Below are 12895 nucleotides of genomic sequence, written 5' to 3'. Positions count from 1 at the left end.
CAATTTCAAAAAAACTTACAAAGTAGTATTACAAATTTGTATACAATGTACAGTGCTTATATAAAAATGTTTTTACCGATTCAGCTCAAATATGCTCACTTCCCGGCTGCAGGCTATGCGCAATGGCAGCCAGTGTCCCGTTCCCCTGTTGACATATCCATAGCATGCATCACCTGACTGAAATAAGCCGCGCAGATATTTAAACGCTATCATTTGAACTAATGGTCCAATAGGCGCAAATTGAGCGCCATGCGTATGTCCGCAAAGAGTCAAATTTACATGATGCCGAAAGCCTTCATCAATAAAGGCCGAATGATGTGCCAACATGACAACAAAGGAATTTTCCGGAATACCTTGCAAAGACTTTTGTACGTATTCTTCACGCTGCCGTGCAAAATTTTCCTCTCCCTGAGCAAATGAATAATCTGTTCCAGCAATGTAAAAATTTTCAGCAGCTTTATAATTACTGTTGCGGAGAATTCGCACTCCCGTTTTTTTCAGCATATCCGTGATACGTTCTATACCACGATAATATTCATGATTACCATAACAAAAATCGATACCATCGGGAAATTTTCTGCAAGCGTCCCGCAAAATGGTCTGACATTGGGGCAATAAGGTCAATTCGTCAATAAGATCCCCAGTTAAAACTACACGGTCCACTTTTTTTTTCACTAAAACCTCTATAGCTTCCTGCAGCCGCTGCGGACTGAAAAAAAGCCCCATATGACTGTCTGATATTTGTCCGATGCGATACCCTGCAAGACTATTAGGCAAATTAGGATACCGCAGTTTATGTACCGTCGTAGCAAGATGTTGTTCTCCATCAAAGATTCCTATCGTCGATGTCCCCAAAGCAAGAACAGGAATGGCAGCAGCCATTCCTTTAAGAAAAGTACGGCGGCTCATGCCCTTAGAAACACGATTGGATGCTTTACATGGATGTCCGTCGGTATGAAACAGACGGTATATAAAGCAACCTACAGCTCCCGCCAGCAGCACGGGAAACGCCAAAAGAAACATAAATAACCAGCTTAAAGACGCCATGGCACCATAAAAAAGAGGCGAAAACCATGAAGATGTTGAAATCGTAATATAATCCGCACCATATAGCCAAAGCTCTCCAATAGCCACCATACTGACAGCTGTCACGCCGAATAAAGTTCCAGCTTTATTGTTTTGCCGACGTATATACTGCCACAACAAGACAGAACATACAGCTATGCAGGACATACCTATCATGAATGTAATAAAAAATTGACCCTTCATCTATTGCCAAGCAGTAATTTTACCGTGCGGACCAGCCCACGGTATTTCCGTATAGCGATCCTTCGGCAACCACTGCCATTCCTCCTTTGTATTAAGATTTCCTGAAACTAGATGTCCTTTCAAGACCGTCATGTGCCATATTTTATGAGAAAAGACATGGCGCAGTGTACCTTGCGGTGTGTCCTCAAAATCAATCCGGCAGCCTACGTCAGCCAATACATCTTGAAGTTTACGGCGGCCTTCCTCCCCTTTTCCTTCAACATTAGGAAATTCCCACATAGATGCCAATAACCCAGCATCCGGACGGCGATGAAGCAGCCAGGAATCATTCTGTTCAATGACGACTACGAGAATTTCTTCAATTGGAATATTTTTTTTCCCCCTTCGTATGGGGATATGTTCTTCCGTTCCTTTCGCTTTTGCCAAACAAAAAGATATGAGCGGACAAACTTGACAACGCGGATGCTTAGGAATACAAATAGACGCACCCAAGTCCATTAACGCTTCATTAAAATCCCCCGGTGTATCCGGTGGGAGCTGTTCTTGAACCATGCCGGTTATTTTCTTTTTTACCGCTGCAGAAAGAATATTTTCCTCAATATCATATAAACGGGAAAAGATGCGCAGCACATTGCCATCTACAGCCGCCTCCGGTTTTCCATATGCAATGCTCAGTATAGCTCCTGCCGTATATTCACCTATTCCTTTAAGTTTCAGAATATCCGCTTTATTATCAGGAACAATCCCTTTATATTGAGATTGCACTTCACAAACAGCTTCGTGAAGATTACGCGCCCGGGAATAATATCCCAATCCCTGCCATTGCCGCAAAACTTCATCTTGTGAAGCTGCTGCCAAAGATTTTATATCAGGAAAGCGTTCCATCCAGCTATCATAATAGGGCCGTACCGCTTCTACTTTTGTCTGCTGCAGCATGATTTCCGATACCCATACCTTGTAGGGCGTCCGATTTTCACGCCAAGGAAGTGCGCGGCGATGTGTAGAAAACCAGTTCAGGAGAATCGGATACCATATTTTATTATCAAAATGTTTTTGTTTCATAATAAACCTTTCTGTTATCATAAAAATTATATCTTTTCATTCATCATTCATTTTTCTTGCTAAAAAAGCTTGTTATTTTATTATGGTTTAACTTATTCAAAAAAAGCAAGGGGTATGCTACAATAGATAGCAAAGGAGTATGTGCTATGGATCATATTATTGAATACAATTTAGATTTAGGAAAAACGAAACCAGATAACGTACATCACGACATGGAGTATTGTCCCTTTTGTGACGTAGAACATTTAACGAACGTTATAGACCGTCAGGGAACAATGATATGGCTGGAAAATAAATATCCTGTCTTAAAAAACACCTGGCAAACTTTGATTATTGAAACAGATCAATGCAAAGCAGATTTTTCCAACTACACCTTAGATTATGCAATAAAATTAATCCAATTCAGCTTGGAAAAATGGCAGATAGTAAAGGACATGAACCGTTTTAAATCAGTTGTATTTTATCGTAATCATGGATATATGTCGGGTGGTACCATCAGCCATCCTCACAGTCAAATCGTAGGATTTGAAAACTATGATTATCACGATGATATCAAGCCGTATCATGTAACGGGGTTACCTGTTCTTACGGAAGCCGGCATCGATATCACTGTTTCTTCCCATCCTATTATCGGTTTTTATGAAATCAATTTACACCTTCAAGATTCCGAGTATCTACCAGATTTAGTAAATTATATGCAGCGTACGGCAGTCTTTCTTATGCACTGCTTTTACAGTTATAATGACAGCTATAATATTTTCTTTTATGATTTTCCACAAGATGATAGTATCTATATTAAGATGGTTCCTCGTTTTCTTACCAACCCACTGTATGTGGGTTACATGATTCCGCAGGTACCCAATCAAGAACATCTGCAGCATTTTATACAGAAACTCTATCATGCTCTGAAACAAAGAAAGGATTGACATGCGTTTATTTGCAATCGGAGATTTACATTTATCAGGACATCCGCCAACAAAACCGATGAGTATCTTCGGTCCTGCCTGGGAAAATCATTGGGACCGCATCCGCACAGATTGGCAGAGCCGCGTTACCGAAGATGATGTGGTATTATTGGCCGGAGATATCTCCTGGGCAACTCATCTCTCCGAGGCGATATGTGATCTTGATGAAGTGCGTACCCTGCCAGGAAAAAAAATCATCATTCGTGGAAACCACGACTATTGGTGGGAAAGCGTCAGTAAATTAACAAGACTTTCAGGCAGCGGGAACATGATATATATCCAAGATGATTGTATTGCTGTTAACGATGGTACTATCGCTGTTTGTGGTACACGGGGCTGGATTTGTCCCGGAGATTTCCATTACCAGGAAGAAAAAGATGCAAAACCATATCGGCGTGAGTTGCTGCGCGTTGAACGAATATTGCAGAAAGCCGATACGTTAGGGTGCCAAACAAAACTGCTGCTTCTCCATTATCCACCGGTATGTGACTTAGTAAAGCCCAGTGGTTTTACAGATTTATTAGAACAATATAACGTACCGCTTTGCGTATTCGGACATTTACACGGCATGAAACCCCGCACAATGTTTCCGCGAATGTATAACGGAACATTGCTGCAACTGGTTTCGGCAGATTATCAAGAATGCAAGCTTTTAGAAATAAAGTTAAACAATGAAGGAGTCATAGAATGAGTCAGATAGCCAAAAAACATCTCCTTGCCGGTATTATTTTCGGGGATCATCACACACAAGAATATATCTATATGCCTGGCGGCGAAGTAGGTACAGATCACCCGCTGTGCGTTCTTGAACGCAATGGTGACCGTCAGGATATTTCCTTGGATGAAGCGGGGTATTTAGTAGAACACTTATCGTTAAAGAAAACTACACATCCCACACTAGGAAAAAAATCATTTTAATGTAATTAAAAAAAGCGCCTCTAGCCGAGGAGCTTTTTTTATGACAGCTTGTCTCCTACCACTACTATATCAGTCCTGTCTTCGTTCTGCTTGCTCAATAGCTGCCTCTGCCTGAGATGTTTTTGCTTTTGCTATGGTAAACCAAAAGACAACTCCGTCTGCCGCATTGTACATTCCATAATGCTGCTCGTGAAGCTTAACTAATGCAGCCACAATAGACAAGCCCAAACCATGTCCGCCAAACGTCCTCGTTCGTGCGGAATCCACTTTAAAAAAAGCCTGCCAAAGTCTTCCTTGATTTTCCGGTGCGATTTGAATTCCCTGATTATAAACAGACACCGTATAGGTATCTTGATTTTCTTCAGTACTAATACGGATAGTTTTACCCGACTCCGTGTAATCGATGGCATTCGAAATATAGTTGTTGAGAATTTGATCAATCCGTTCAGGATCTCCATTGACCAGTATTTCTTCCGGTAAATCCCACTGCATATGGATTTTCTTTTCGGCAATAGTACCAGCAAAACGTTCCTTTGTCTCTTCCGCCAATGCTGTAAAATCAAAATCTGTTTTTTCTATACGGAAAGAACCGGTTTCCAGCCGCGATAGATTAAGCAGATCCATGACCAGTCGATCCATTTTTTCAGTTTCGCTCCGAATAACGCGGCAATACCTGTTCCTGGTATCATCATCAAAAGCAAGATCATCCAGTCCTTCCGCATATCCTTGAATAATTGCCAAAGGGGTTTTGAGTTCGTGAGACACAGCGGAAATAAACTGTTTGCGCATATGTTCAACTTCATTTGCTTTATCTAATTGTTTTTGCAGTTCCTTGTTCGTTTCTTTCAAGTCGCTCAGTGCAGTATCAAGTTGATCTGATAAGGCATTCAGACTATTGCCCAGCTGACCTATTTCATCATCCCCCTTGCCATCCCATTTATGAGAAAAGTCCAAAGCCGTCATACCTTGTGCCAGTTTCTTTAATTTTAGAAGAGGACGCGTCAATTCCCGGGAGAAGAAAAAAGCTCCTAAAACAGCAACAATAAGCCATAAAATACCGCAAATAACAACAAATTGCTTAGCAATCTGCACACTTTCTTCAATAGGTGCTATCGGCTGGCTGATAATAAGATAGGTATGATCTTGTACTCGGTATATCAAGTCCAATAGCTTAATATGATTCTGCGTTTCGTAGAATTGGATTTCTTTGCTCCCATTCAAGTTAGGTTCATGTCCTTGCAGCAGTTCCATTATTTCCCGGACATGACGCGGCGGCTGCATGTGCATTTCTTTTTCTGCTCTGCCATCGGTTATTTCGCCAATCTCTTTTCGTTCATGCATCGGCGGCATCATGACACGGCGATCCGGACGCGATGAATAAGCCAGCTTTCCATGGTCAATAATAAATATATCAGCCCCGATTTCTTGACTGATTTGATCAATGTCATCAAATCCATCGCTGCCGTTTTGTTCATAGACAGTTTTAACATCTTGTCCTACAGAAATCATGCCATTCTTTTTGAATTGATAATAAAAAGGATTAAATCCGATCACGATAATGAGAGCCAGCGTAATAGCACAAAACAAGGAAAAGGCCACTAATGCCAGACATACTTTTTTGCGAATAGACAGTTTCATAATTTTTGTTCGTAGCGGTATCCGTAGCCACGGACGGTTTGAATGAGTTTGCCTTTATTGCCAAGTTTAATGCGCAGGCGATTGATATGCGTATCGACTGTTCGCAGATCTCCATAGTAATCATAATCCCACACTTTATTTAATATCTGCCGGCGGCTTAAGGCTTTTCCTGCATTGCTCATAAGATAGTTTAAAAGTTTATATTCTGTAGGGCTCAAATCTAAAACTTCTCCATCTAAAACGACTTGATGTGCATCTTGGTCAATAGAAACCCCTTCTGCTGCCTGATGCTGCTGTTCCTGTTGCCCTCGCCGCAATACAGCTTTGATTTTAGCAATAAGGATTTTAGGACTGAAGGGTTTTGTAATATATTCATCCACACCTAAATCATAAGCAAACAACTGATCTATTTCTTCTCCTTTTGCTGTGATCATCATAATAGGAATAGAGGATTCACGCCGAATCTCTCTGCATACGGTCCAGCCATCATATCCCGGCATCATAACATCAAGAAGAACTAAATCCGGATGATGTTCGGTATATAATTCCAGTGCTTGTTTGCCATCAGCCGCTTGAATAATTTCATATCCTTCTGGTTTAAGAAAATCAACGACTAGCTGACGCATCAATTGTTCATCATCGGCAACCAGTATTTTTTCCATTTATGTATCCTCCTGTAGTTCCATAGGTGCTAAAAATTTAATAGTATCTACATCATTAAGTTCACTCATCCACGCTTCAATAGTCCGACCCTTCACCATAAGTCCCGGTGCAATTTCATGTAAAGGGACAAGGACAAAAGCTCGCTGTGTCATATAAGGATGCGGCAATGTAAGCAGAACGGTTTCCATTTCAATAGCCGGACTGCAAAGTAAATCCAAATCTATTGTACGAGCCCCCCATTTTTCATGCCGTACCCGTCCTAAGGCAATTTCTACGGCCAAACAGGTTCGCAGCGTATCTTCCGGATCTAATTCCGATTCGATTTTAAGCGCTGCATTTAAGAATGATGCTTGGTTTATTTTCCCCCATGGCGGTGTCTCATATATGGAAGAAAGCGACTTTATCACAATTCCATCGCATTTTCGTAATGTTTCGACAGCCTTGCGAAGCATGTATTCACGATTTCCCATATTAGAACCTATTCCGATATAATACTCAGTCACAGCTTTTACTCCTTTCAATCACGACAGCAACGTCGTCAAAAGGACCGTCCAGCGGTGCCTGGGGTTTATGTACGATCACTTGAACTCGACTAGGAGAAAACTCATCCAGTATAGTATCAGCAATGATATACGCTACTTTTTCAATAAGCTTGCACGGCTTTCCTTCCACTATTTTTTTTATACAGCCATACACCGCACCATAATCTACCGTATCAGTTAATGCATCTGTATATCCCGCTTTGGTAAGGTCTTTCGTCATTGTTATATCAATGATAAAAGACTGACCTGTACACTGTTCTTCGGGAAAATAACCATGATATCCGTAAAAGTGCATTCCTTTTAATATAATTTTATCCATTCCCATTCTTTGTCCTTTTTTACCAACATAGGTAATCATACGTCAATAACATGCCCTTTTCGACTTTTGTAAATTATCTGCTGCCCCATGCATGTACTAATCAACAATCTTTTAGTACATCCGCCATTTTACACATCCGGACTATAGGTTTTACATCATGAACGCGCATGATATCACATCCAGCTAAAATACCCGCTACACAAGTGGCTCCCGTACCTTCCATCCGTTCGGTTACAGGCAAATCAAGCACTTGGCCGATAAACCCCTTGCGAGATGTTCCCAATAGCATAGGATACGGCAATGTTGTTAATTGCCGTAGATGGCGGAGAAGATAGATATTCTGTTCTGCGGTTTTACCAAATCCGATTCCCGGATCCATAATAATATTTTCTTTCCGCATGCCGGCATGCTTAGCAATTTCTACAGAACGGGTGAAAAAATTCCTTATGTCTTCTATCATATTATGATAAACTGTTCCGTTTTGATTATGCATAACTACAACGGGAATATCACAAGTTGCCGCAACGTGAGCCATTTTTCCTGGTTCCTGTTCATACTGGAGTCCCCATATATCATTTATTATGTGTGCTCCTGCACTCACCGCATACGCTGCAGTCTTCGCCTTATACGTATCAACAGATACAGGCACTGGACAGCGCGCTGTAATTTCCGGCAGTATCTGTGCCAACCGTTTTATCTCTTCTTCGGCGGAAATCGGGATGAATCCTGGCCGGGTTGATTCAGCACCGATATCGATGATATCCGCTCCTTCATCAACCATGTTCTCCATATGCTGCAGCGCTCGTTCTATATGATCCCATTTTCCCCCATCAGAGAAAGAATCAGGAGTAATGTTTAAGATTCCCATGATCAATGTTCTTTTTCCCACTTCCAATTTTTTCCCATCCTGCCAGTGATAATTCCGTATTTGATTACTCATCGGTATCCTTCCTTGTTAATAATTTCCAAGCTTCCATATATGGCTCTGTCCCTTTTTTAAGACAGCCGCTGGAAGCTGCTGTCACAATATCCGAATCCAAAGCAGTACTATTACGCATAGTCAAACATAAGTGTATTGCCTTAACAATGACCAACGTTCCTTCGGTATGCACCCCTGCATCAATAGAATCACAAAGCTGAGCCGTGAATCGTTCTTGAAGCTGAGGGCGTCGAGTAAGCACGCTAACAACATCAGCAAAATGACCAAACCCGGCAATTTGTCCGTTATGAGGATAATATGCTATCTGTACTGTTCCAAAAAAAGGGAGCAGATGATGTTCACAAATAGAATAAAACCGCAAATTCCGCACAGCCACCAACCCATTAGAAGCGGTTTGTATCAATTCTCCCCATTGGGAATCAGGATTTTCTTGTAATCCAGAGAAAAATTCTGCATAAGCCTCCGCTACACGATACGGAGTTTTTTCCATGCCAAGTTTTTTTAAATCCACTCCCAACACTTCCAAAAACGTTGTCATAGCCGCAACAGCCTTTGGATTTACCTTATGTTCTGTCATAACTGCTCCTTTACAGAAATTATATATTTCAAATTATTATCCAATTATACCACAGAGAAAAAACAGTAGCCAGTGCTGCTGCTGGCTAAGAAAAAGCTTATAGAAGCTACCGGCTATTTACTTTATTACCACATATTTTCACATCCATTTATAGTATGCCACCATAAAAAGGAGTCCACCGATAATAATAAAAAAAGGAGATGCGTATTGACGAAATAGGGATTGATTATGGTCCAGATAAATTTGCTCGGGCTGATGGGGATTATAACGCATATCCACAATATCTCCCGCTTCAAAATTCCATTCCGAATCCCCTATTTCATAACGTGAACGATACATATTATCCTTCACCTTATAGGCTAAAACAGGAAAATACATATCTCCGCTTTTAAGAGTTTTGACATCAAACCCCTTGACTGTACCTTTGACAGGTTGACTGCAATGCCGAATCAAACAGCGTAATTTCCAGCCATTGTATATGCCGACTCCAATGAACAGTATTCCTAAAGCAGCGGGGATATAATAAAAAATACTCATATGTAAAACCTCCTATACTACCATTAAACACGTTATATACGTTTAGAAATGACATAAGCCGCTATCCCTCCGAAAATGGCCGTTATACTTTGAGGCCAGCTCATAACCAATAAAATCATATGACGTACCATTTCAGGGAAAGCAACTAAACTAAAAAGAAAATAAAAAGATAGATACATAGCAGCTGCTTTAATACAAGCGGCTACACATAGGCCGAGAATGTCCCAGCGTTTCAAAATAAAACAGGCTCCAATATATGTGCAATTGCCAGCAGCCACAGGAAAAACAAAAGGCAAAAAAGGCAGCATTCCTTCCACATAAGCAAATACAGGTGTTACTAACGCTATCAGCAGACCTGATTTCCAACCAATCTTCAAAACAGCTAAAACAAAACATAAATTGACCAAAGACCCAATGAGAAACATACTTGTCTGCGGAGGCAGCGGCAGGACAAGGCGCAAGCTCTGCAAAATGAGTGTACTTGCCAAAAGCAGTGCCGTCCTGGTAATCGTTCGTGTTTGATTGTATTCCATATTTTAAATCGCCTCTGCATAATCAGCTAAAATTTGTTATAATAGAAAAGTCACCAGTTTATAAACTGGAATCACTATATATTATTGTATCCGCAGAGGTGTCATATGTCAAAACGATTTATTAATTCTATCAATTATATGCGAGGTATATGCATGCTGGGAGTTATCGGCATTCACATTGGTTCGATCGCACTTACGAATCCGACGCCAAATTTAGGACTCGTCGCTGTATTGGAAATCCTTTCCCGTTTTTCTGTACCGGCATTTTTCTTTTTATCCGCATTCGGTATGTTTTACAGCGAACCGTTATGTAAACCTTTTTCATATACTACCTATGTGCGCCGACGCATGAAAACTGTACTGATTCCTTATGTGACATGGTCTTTTTTCTATATGTTGTATTCATCTGTTTTAAGCCATACTTTCACCATTTTTGAACCGGCAAATGTGGTGAAGACGCTATGGTATGGTCTGGCAATGTATCATATATATTTTCTGGTTATCCTGCTTTGGTTTTATATTTTAATGCCTGTATGGCGTCCTATGCTGCGTTTTATGAATCACAAGCCGTGGTTTTGGTTCCCTTTATTATTTATTGCCAATGTCGTATTCAATTTTTATTCAAGCTACATTTGGGATTTTCACTTTTCTTCCCCTTTATGGCAGGATGCTTTTAATTATCGTTTGAATTACGTTATTCTTCATTATCTTTTTATTTTTATGTTTGGCGGTTATACAGCCGAACATTTTGATGATATAAAAAAATGGCTATTTCAGCATGGACTTTTTGTCAATATATTGCAAATCATTTCTACTGCAGGAATATTGATAAGTTTTTATGGTGTCATGAAATATCTCCATTACGATGCCCTATCTGCTGTGTATACTGTCCATCAGCTCAGTCCTACCGGTATGCTTTATACAGTATCCACTCTGCTGTTTTTATTATATTGGTGGGAATGCCGCCCCGTACCGCAAAACGTACACCGTTTATTCAACATGCTCGGAAATTATTCGTATCCTATCTATCTGGTCCATCCCGTATTTTTGTCTTTATTGACCGGACTGGCTGCACACTTGCATATATATCTGCGTTCACTGCATATTATCATTATATACTGCATCGTTACATTATGTTCCGTTGGATTTTCGGCACTACTGCCTAAATTGCATCTGCCAAAATGGATGTATATCTGCATTAAAGGCAAGTGATTTTACTATTTTATATCTGTATCTTCTTATGATTTCATGCTATAATAATATATATTATGAAAAAAGGCGGTGTATTACTAGTGAAAAAGTTAATGATTGCGTTAGGCCTGTCTTTAGCATTATCTGCTCCTGCCTGGGCTGCCAACAATATATGGCAATATAATCAACATATCGCCATTGATATGGATTCAGCTAAAATTACTACAGAAAAGGGAATGACAATTCTCACCTTTAAGACAATAGAAAAAGCGGATGGTGTTACGGACAACTGTACTTATGTCTATAATGTAGATGATCAGACAATTCAGCTTAAGGAAATGATTTCTAAAACAGCAAAGCGTTCTTATAAAAGCAATTTCTATCCCGAATCGATTAAAACCGGCAACAATGTTATTAAAGGCCGCGCCCATATGGCAAACAACGTGTTAAAAAAGGTTCAGGAAACAGAAGCAATGAAAGGGTCTCACAAAAGGTAATCCTATCAATCATCAAGCTGTCAAATAGTAAACCCCTCTCCGACCGGAGAGGGGTTTACTATTTGACAGCTTGTATTTTTATCGATTATCTACTTTTTCCGGATATACATCATGCTGCGTCAAGCGCTGCCATGCAACTTGTTTCCACGGAGTCCCTTCCTTGCCATAATTACAATATGGATCAATAGAAATACCGCCACGCGGCAAGAATTTTCCCCATACCTCAATATATTTCGGATCCATAAGCATAATCAAATCGTCCATGATGATATTTACACAATCTTCATGAAAGTCACCGTGATTGCGAAAACTAAACAAATAAAGTTTCAAAGATTTACTTTCGACCATCAGTTTTTGCGGAACATAGCAAATATAAATCGCCGCATAATCAGGTTGTCCGGTTTTAGGGCAAAGACTCGTAAATTCGGGACAATTGAATTTCACAAAATAATCTCTGTCATTATGCTTGTTTGCAAAGGTTTCCAACAAAGAAGGATCATAGTCAAAATGATATGACGTATGATTGCTGCCCAATTGGGTTACCCCTTGCAACTCGCTATTCGTTCTACTCATAGACTCTGCCTCCCCGGCATATAAACCCGCTGCAGTGCATGTACCATCACTACTCCTACAATAGCCGGCGGCAGCTGGCCGACCATCAAGCTGCCAGCCAGCACACTATAAGGAATCTGCAGCAAATAAGATAACCAAACACTGACACACAAAGATGGAACAATCCAGATTGGTAAAGCAATAAACCATATATTCAGATTACGAAAATTAATTTGTGTAATCATCCAAGTTGTTATGATTCCTACTGCACAGCCTCCCAACATATCAATAATTCCCAATCCACCAAAAAAAAAGTTGGACAAAAGGTTCGCAATCCCCAGCGGAACAACTAAGAAAGGATAAATATAAGCCAAAGCATATAGTGCAGTTGCAATACGTATCTGATAAGCTCCAAAAGAAATACTCTGTGTCATATAGAGTAAAACAATATATACAGTAATAACCATCGCAGAAATAGTCATACGTTTTGTATCAGAAAGAAAATTATACATTGGCCAACACCTCCTTTACGTATATTCACACAAAAAAAGGATGGGTACATATTCCATACCCATCCTAAATCGTTTACACTTTCCTAGTTTTATTTAACGACAGGATGGATTACGAACTGTCCTTATGCTATTGCTTATTTATTATAGCTTACAAACTACTGCATTGCAAGTCCTTTTATA

The 12895-nt window shown here is 40.2% G+C and carries 17 protein-coding genes; 5 read left to right on the top strand and 12 right to left on the bottom strand.

From position 1 onward, the window contains the following. Positions 1–72 precede the first annotated feature (72 nt). Positions 73–1269 carry a metallophosphoesterase gene (locus tag NXG62_RS00825; RefSeq protein WP_427113169.1) on the bottom strand — a complete coding sequence of 399 codons (1197 nt, stop codon included), beginning with the start codon at positions 1267–1269 and terminating at the stop codon, positions 73–75. Then, the gene (mutY, locus tag NXG62_RS00820; protein WP_427113168.1) at positions 1270–2331 is read right to left on the bottom strand and encodes an A/G-specific adenine glycosylase; all 1062 of its coding nucleotides are present in this window, start codon (positions 2329–2331) and stop codon (positions 1270–1272) included. Positions 2332–2477: 146 nt separating this feature from the next. On the opposite strand from mutY, the gene NXG62_RS00815 reads away from it, so the two are divergent. Genes NXG62_RS00815 through NXG62_RS00805 form a run of 3 tightly spaced genes read left to right on the top strand, consistent with a single transcriptional unit; the run spans position 2478 to position 4214 of the window. Beyond that, complete coding sequence (locus tag NXG62_RS00815) at positions 2478–3257, top strand: DUF4931 domain-containing protein (protein WP_427113167.1); 780 nt, start codon at positions 2478–2480, stop codon at positions 3255–3257. A 1-nt stretch (position 3258) separates the two neighbouring features. Next, on the top strand, positions 3259–3987 hold the full coding sequence (locus NXG62_RS00810) for a metallophosphoesterase (protein WP_427113166.1): 729 nt from the start codon (positions 3259–3261) through the stop codon (positions 3985–3987). Further along, complete coding sequence (locus tag NXG62_RS00805; protein ID WP_427113165.1) at positions 3984–4214, top strand: hypothetical protein; 231 nt, start codon at positions 3984–3986, stop codon at positions 4212–4214. The genes NXG62_RS00810 and NXG62_RS00805 overlap by 4 nt, the downstream gene beginning before the upstream one ends. 69 nt (positions 4215–4283) lie before the next feature. Here NXG62_RS00805 and NXG62_RS00800 read toward each other — a convergent pair whose 3' ends face one another. The 8 genes from NXG62_RS00800 to NXG62_RS00765 form a co-directional block, all read right to left on the bottom strand. Beyond that, positions 4284–5852 (bottom strand): sensor histidine kinase, encoded by a 1569-nt coding sequence (locus tag NXG62_RS00800; protein ID WP_427113164.1) that lies wholly within the window; start codon positions 5850–5852, stop codon positions 4284–4286. Then, positions 5849–6514 (bottom strand): response regulator transcription factor, encoded by a 666-nt coding sequence (locus tag NXG62_RS00795; protein ID WP_427113163.1) that lies wholly within the window; start codon positions 6512–6514, stop codon positions 5849–5851. Before NXG62_RS00795 ends, NXG62_RS00800 begins: the two co-directional genes overlap by 4 nt. Then, a complete protein-coding gene (gene folK, locus NXG62_RS00790) occupies positions 6515–7018 on the bottom strand; it encodes a 2-amino-4-hydroxy-6-hydroxymethyldihydropteridine diphosphokinase (protein ID WP_427113162.1) in 504 nt (167 codons plus the stop codon). Further along, positions 7011–7415 carry a dihydroneopterin aldolase gene (folB, locus tag NXG62_RS00785; protein ID WP_427113161.1) on the bottom strand — a complete coding sequence of 135 codons (405 nt, stop codon included), beginning with the start codon at positions 7413–7415 and terminating at the stop codon, positions 7011–7013. The genes folK and folB overlap by 8 nt, the downstream gene beginning before the upstream one ends. A 61-nt stretch (positions 7416–7476) precedes the next feature. Next, on the bottom strand, positions 7477–8316 hold the full coding sequence (gene folP / locus NXG62_RS00780; RefSeq protein ID WP_427113160.1) for a dihydropteroate synthase: 840 nt from the start codon (positions 8314–8316) through the stop codon (positions 7477–7479). Continuing rightward, positions 8309–8893 carry a GTP cyclohydrolase I gene (folE, locus tag NXG62_RS00775; RefSeq protein ID WP_427113159.1) on the bottom strand — a complete coding sequence of 195 codons (585 nt, stop codon included), beginning with the start codon at positions 8891–8893 and terminating at the stop codon, positions 8309–8311. Before folE ends, folP begins: the two co-directional genes overlap by 8 nt. A 138-nt stretch (positions 8894–9031) precedes the next feature. Next, positions 9032–9430 (bottom strand): DUF3592 domain-containing protein, encoded by a 399-nt coding sequence (locus NXG62_RS00770; protein WP_427113158.1) that lies wholly within the window; start codon positions 9428–9430, stop codon positions 9032–9034. A 32-nt stretch (positions 9431–9462) separates the two neighbouring features. Then, positions 9463–9963 (bottom strand): hypothetical protein, encoded by a 501-nt coding sequence (locus NXG62_RS00765; protein ID WP_427113157.1) that lies wholly within the window; start codon positions 9961–9963, stop codon positions 9463–9465. Positions 9964–10068: 105 nt separating this feature from the next. Between NXG62_RS00765 and NXG62_RS00760 the strand changes: the two genes are divergently transcribed. Together NXG62_RS00760 and NXG62_RS00755 are read left to right on the top strand one after the other, a co-directional pair. Continuing rightward, positions 10069–11175 carry an acyltransferase gene (locus tag NXG62_RS00760; protein WP_427113156.1) on the top strand — a complete coding sequence of 369 codons (1107 nt, stop codon included), beginning with the start codon at positions 10069–10071 and terminating at the stop codon, positions 11173–11175. Between the two features lie 80 nt (positions 11176–11255). Beyond that, a complete protein-coding gene (locus tag NXG62_RS00755; protein ID WP_427113155.1) occupies positions 11256–11651 on the top strand; it encodes a hypothetical protein in 396 nt (131 codons plus the stop codon). A 78-nt stretch (positions 11652–11729) separates the two neighbouring features. On the opposite strand, the gene queF is transcribed toward NXG62_RS00755, so the two are convergent. Beyond that, complete coding sequence (gene queF, locus NXG62_RS00750; protein WP_427113154.1) at positions 11730–12224, bottom strand: preQ(1) synthase; 495 nt, start codon at positions 12222–12224, stop codon at positions 11730–11732. Beyond that, entirely contained in the window at positions 12221–12715 is a 495-nt protein-coding gene (locus NXG62_RS00745) for a QueT transporter family protein (RefSeq protein ID WP_427113153.1), read from the bottom strand. The genes queF and NXG62_RS00745 overlap by 4 nt, the downstream gene beginning before the upstream one ends. Positions 12716–12895 lie beyond the last annotated feature (180 nt).

Source organism: Megasphaera sueciensis (assembly GCF_050219315.1).
GTDB classification, from domain to species: domain Bacteria; phylum Bacillota; class Negativicutes; order Veillonellales; family Megasphaeraceae; genus Megasphaera_A; species Megasphaera_A sueciensis.
The sequence above is the reverse complement of the archived record's forward strand: the minus strand, read 5'-3'. Positions and strand labels throughout refer to the sequence as shown.

Excerpts from the sequence above, each read along its gene's own strand:
- NXG62_RS00825 (WP_427113169.1), bottom strand. The coding sequence starts at position 1,269 with ATGAAGGGTCAATTTTTTATTACATTCATGATAGGTATGTCCTGCATA.
- mutY (WP_427113168.1), bottom strand. The coding sequence starts at position 2,331 with ATGAAACAAAAACATTTTGATAATAAAATATGGTATCCGATTCTCCTG.
- NXG62_RS00815 (WP_427113167.1), top strand. The coding sequence starts at position 2,478 with ATGGATCATATTATTGAATACAATTTAGATTTAGGAAAAACGAAACCA.
- NXG62_RS00810 (WP_427113166.1), top strand. The coding sequence starts at position 3,259 with ATGCGTTTATTTGCAATCGGAGATTTACATTTATCAGGACATCCGCCA.
- NXG62_RS00805 (WP_427113165.1), top strand. The coding sequence starts at position 3,984 with ATGAGTCAGATAGCCAAAAAACATCTCCTTGCCGGTATTATTTTCGGG.
- NXG62_RS00800 (WP_427113164.1), bottom strand. The coding sequence starts at position 5,852 with ATGAAACTGTCTATTCGCAAAAAAGTATGTCTGGCATTAGTGGCCTTT.
- NXG62_RS00795 (WP_427113163.1), bottom strand. The coding sequence starts at position 6,514 with ATGGAAAAAATACTGGTTGCCGATGATGAACAATTGATGCGTCAGCTA.
- folB (WP_427113161.1), bottom strand. The coding sequence starts at position 7,415 with ATGATTACCTATGTTGGTAAAAAAGGACAAAGAATGGGAATGGATAAA.
- folP (WP_427113160.1), bottom strand. The coding sequence starts at position 8,316 with ATGAGTAATCAAATACGGAATTATCACTGGCAGGATGGGAAAAAATTG.
- folE (WP_427113159.1), bottom strand. The coding sequence starts at position 8,893 with ATGACAGAACATAAGGTAAATCCAAAGGCTGTTGCGGCTATGACAACG.
- NXG62_RS00770 (WP_427113158.1), bottom strand. The coding sequence starts at position 9,430 with ATGAGTATTTTTTATTATATCCCCGCTGCTTTAGGAATACTGTTCATT.
- NXG62_RS00765 (WP_427113157.1), bottom strand. The coding sequence starts at position 9,963 with ATGGAATACAATCAAACACGAACGATTACCAGGACGGCACTGCTTTTG.
- NXG62_RS00760 (WP_427113156.1), top strand. The coding sequence starts at position 10,069 with ATGTCAAAACGATTTATTAATTCTATCAATTATATGCGAGGTATATGC.
- queF (WP_427113154.1), bottom strand. The coding sequence starts at position 12,224 with ATGAGTAGAACGAATAGCGAGTTGCAAGGGGTAACCCAATTGGGCAGC.
- NXG62_RS00745 (WP_427113153.1), bottom strand. The coding sequence starts at position 12,715 with ATGTATAATTTTCTTTCTGATACAAAACGTATGACTATTTCTGCGATG.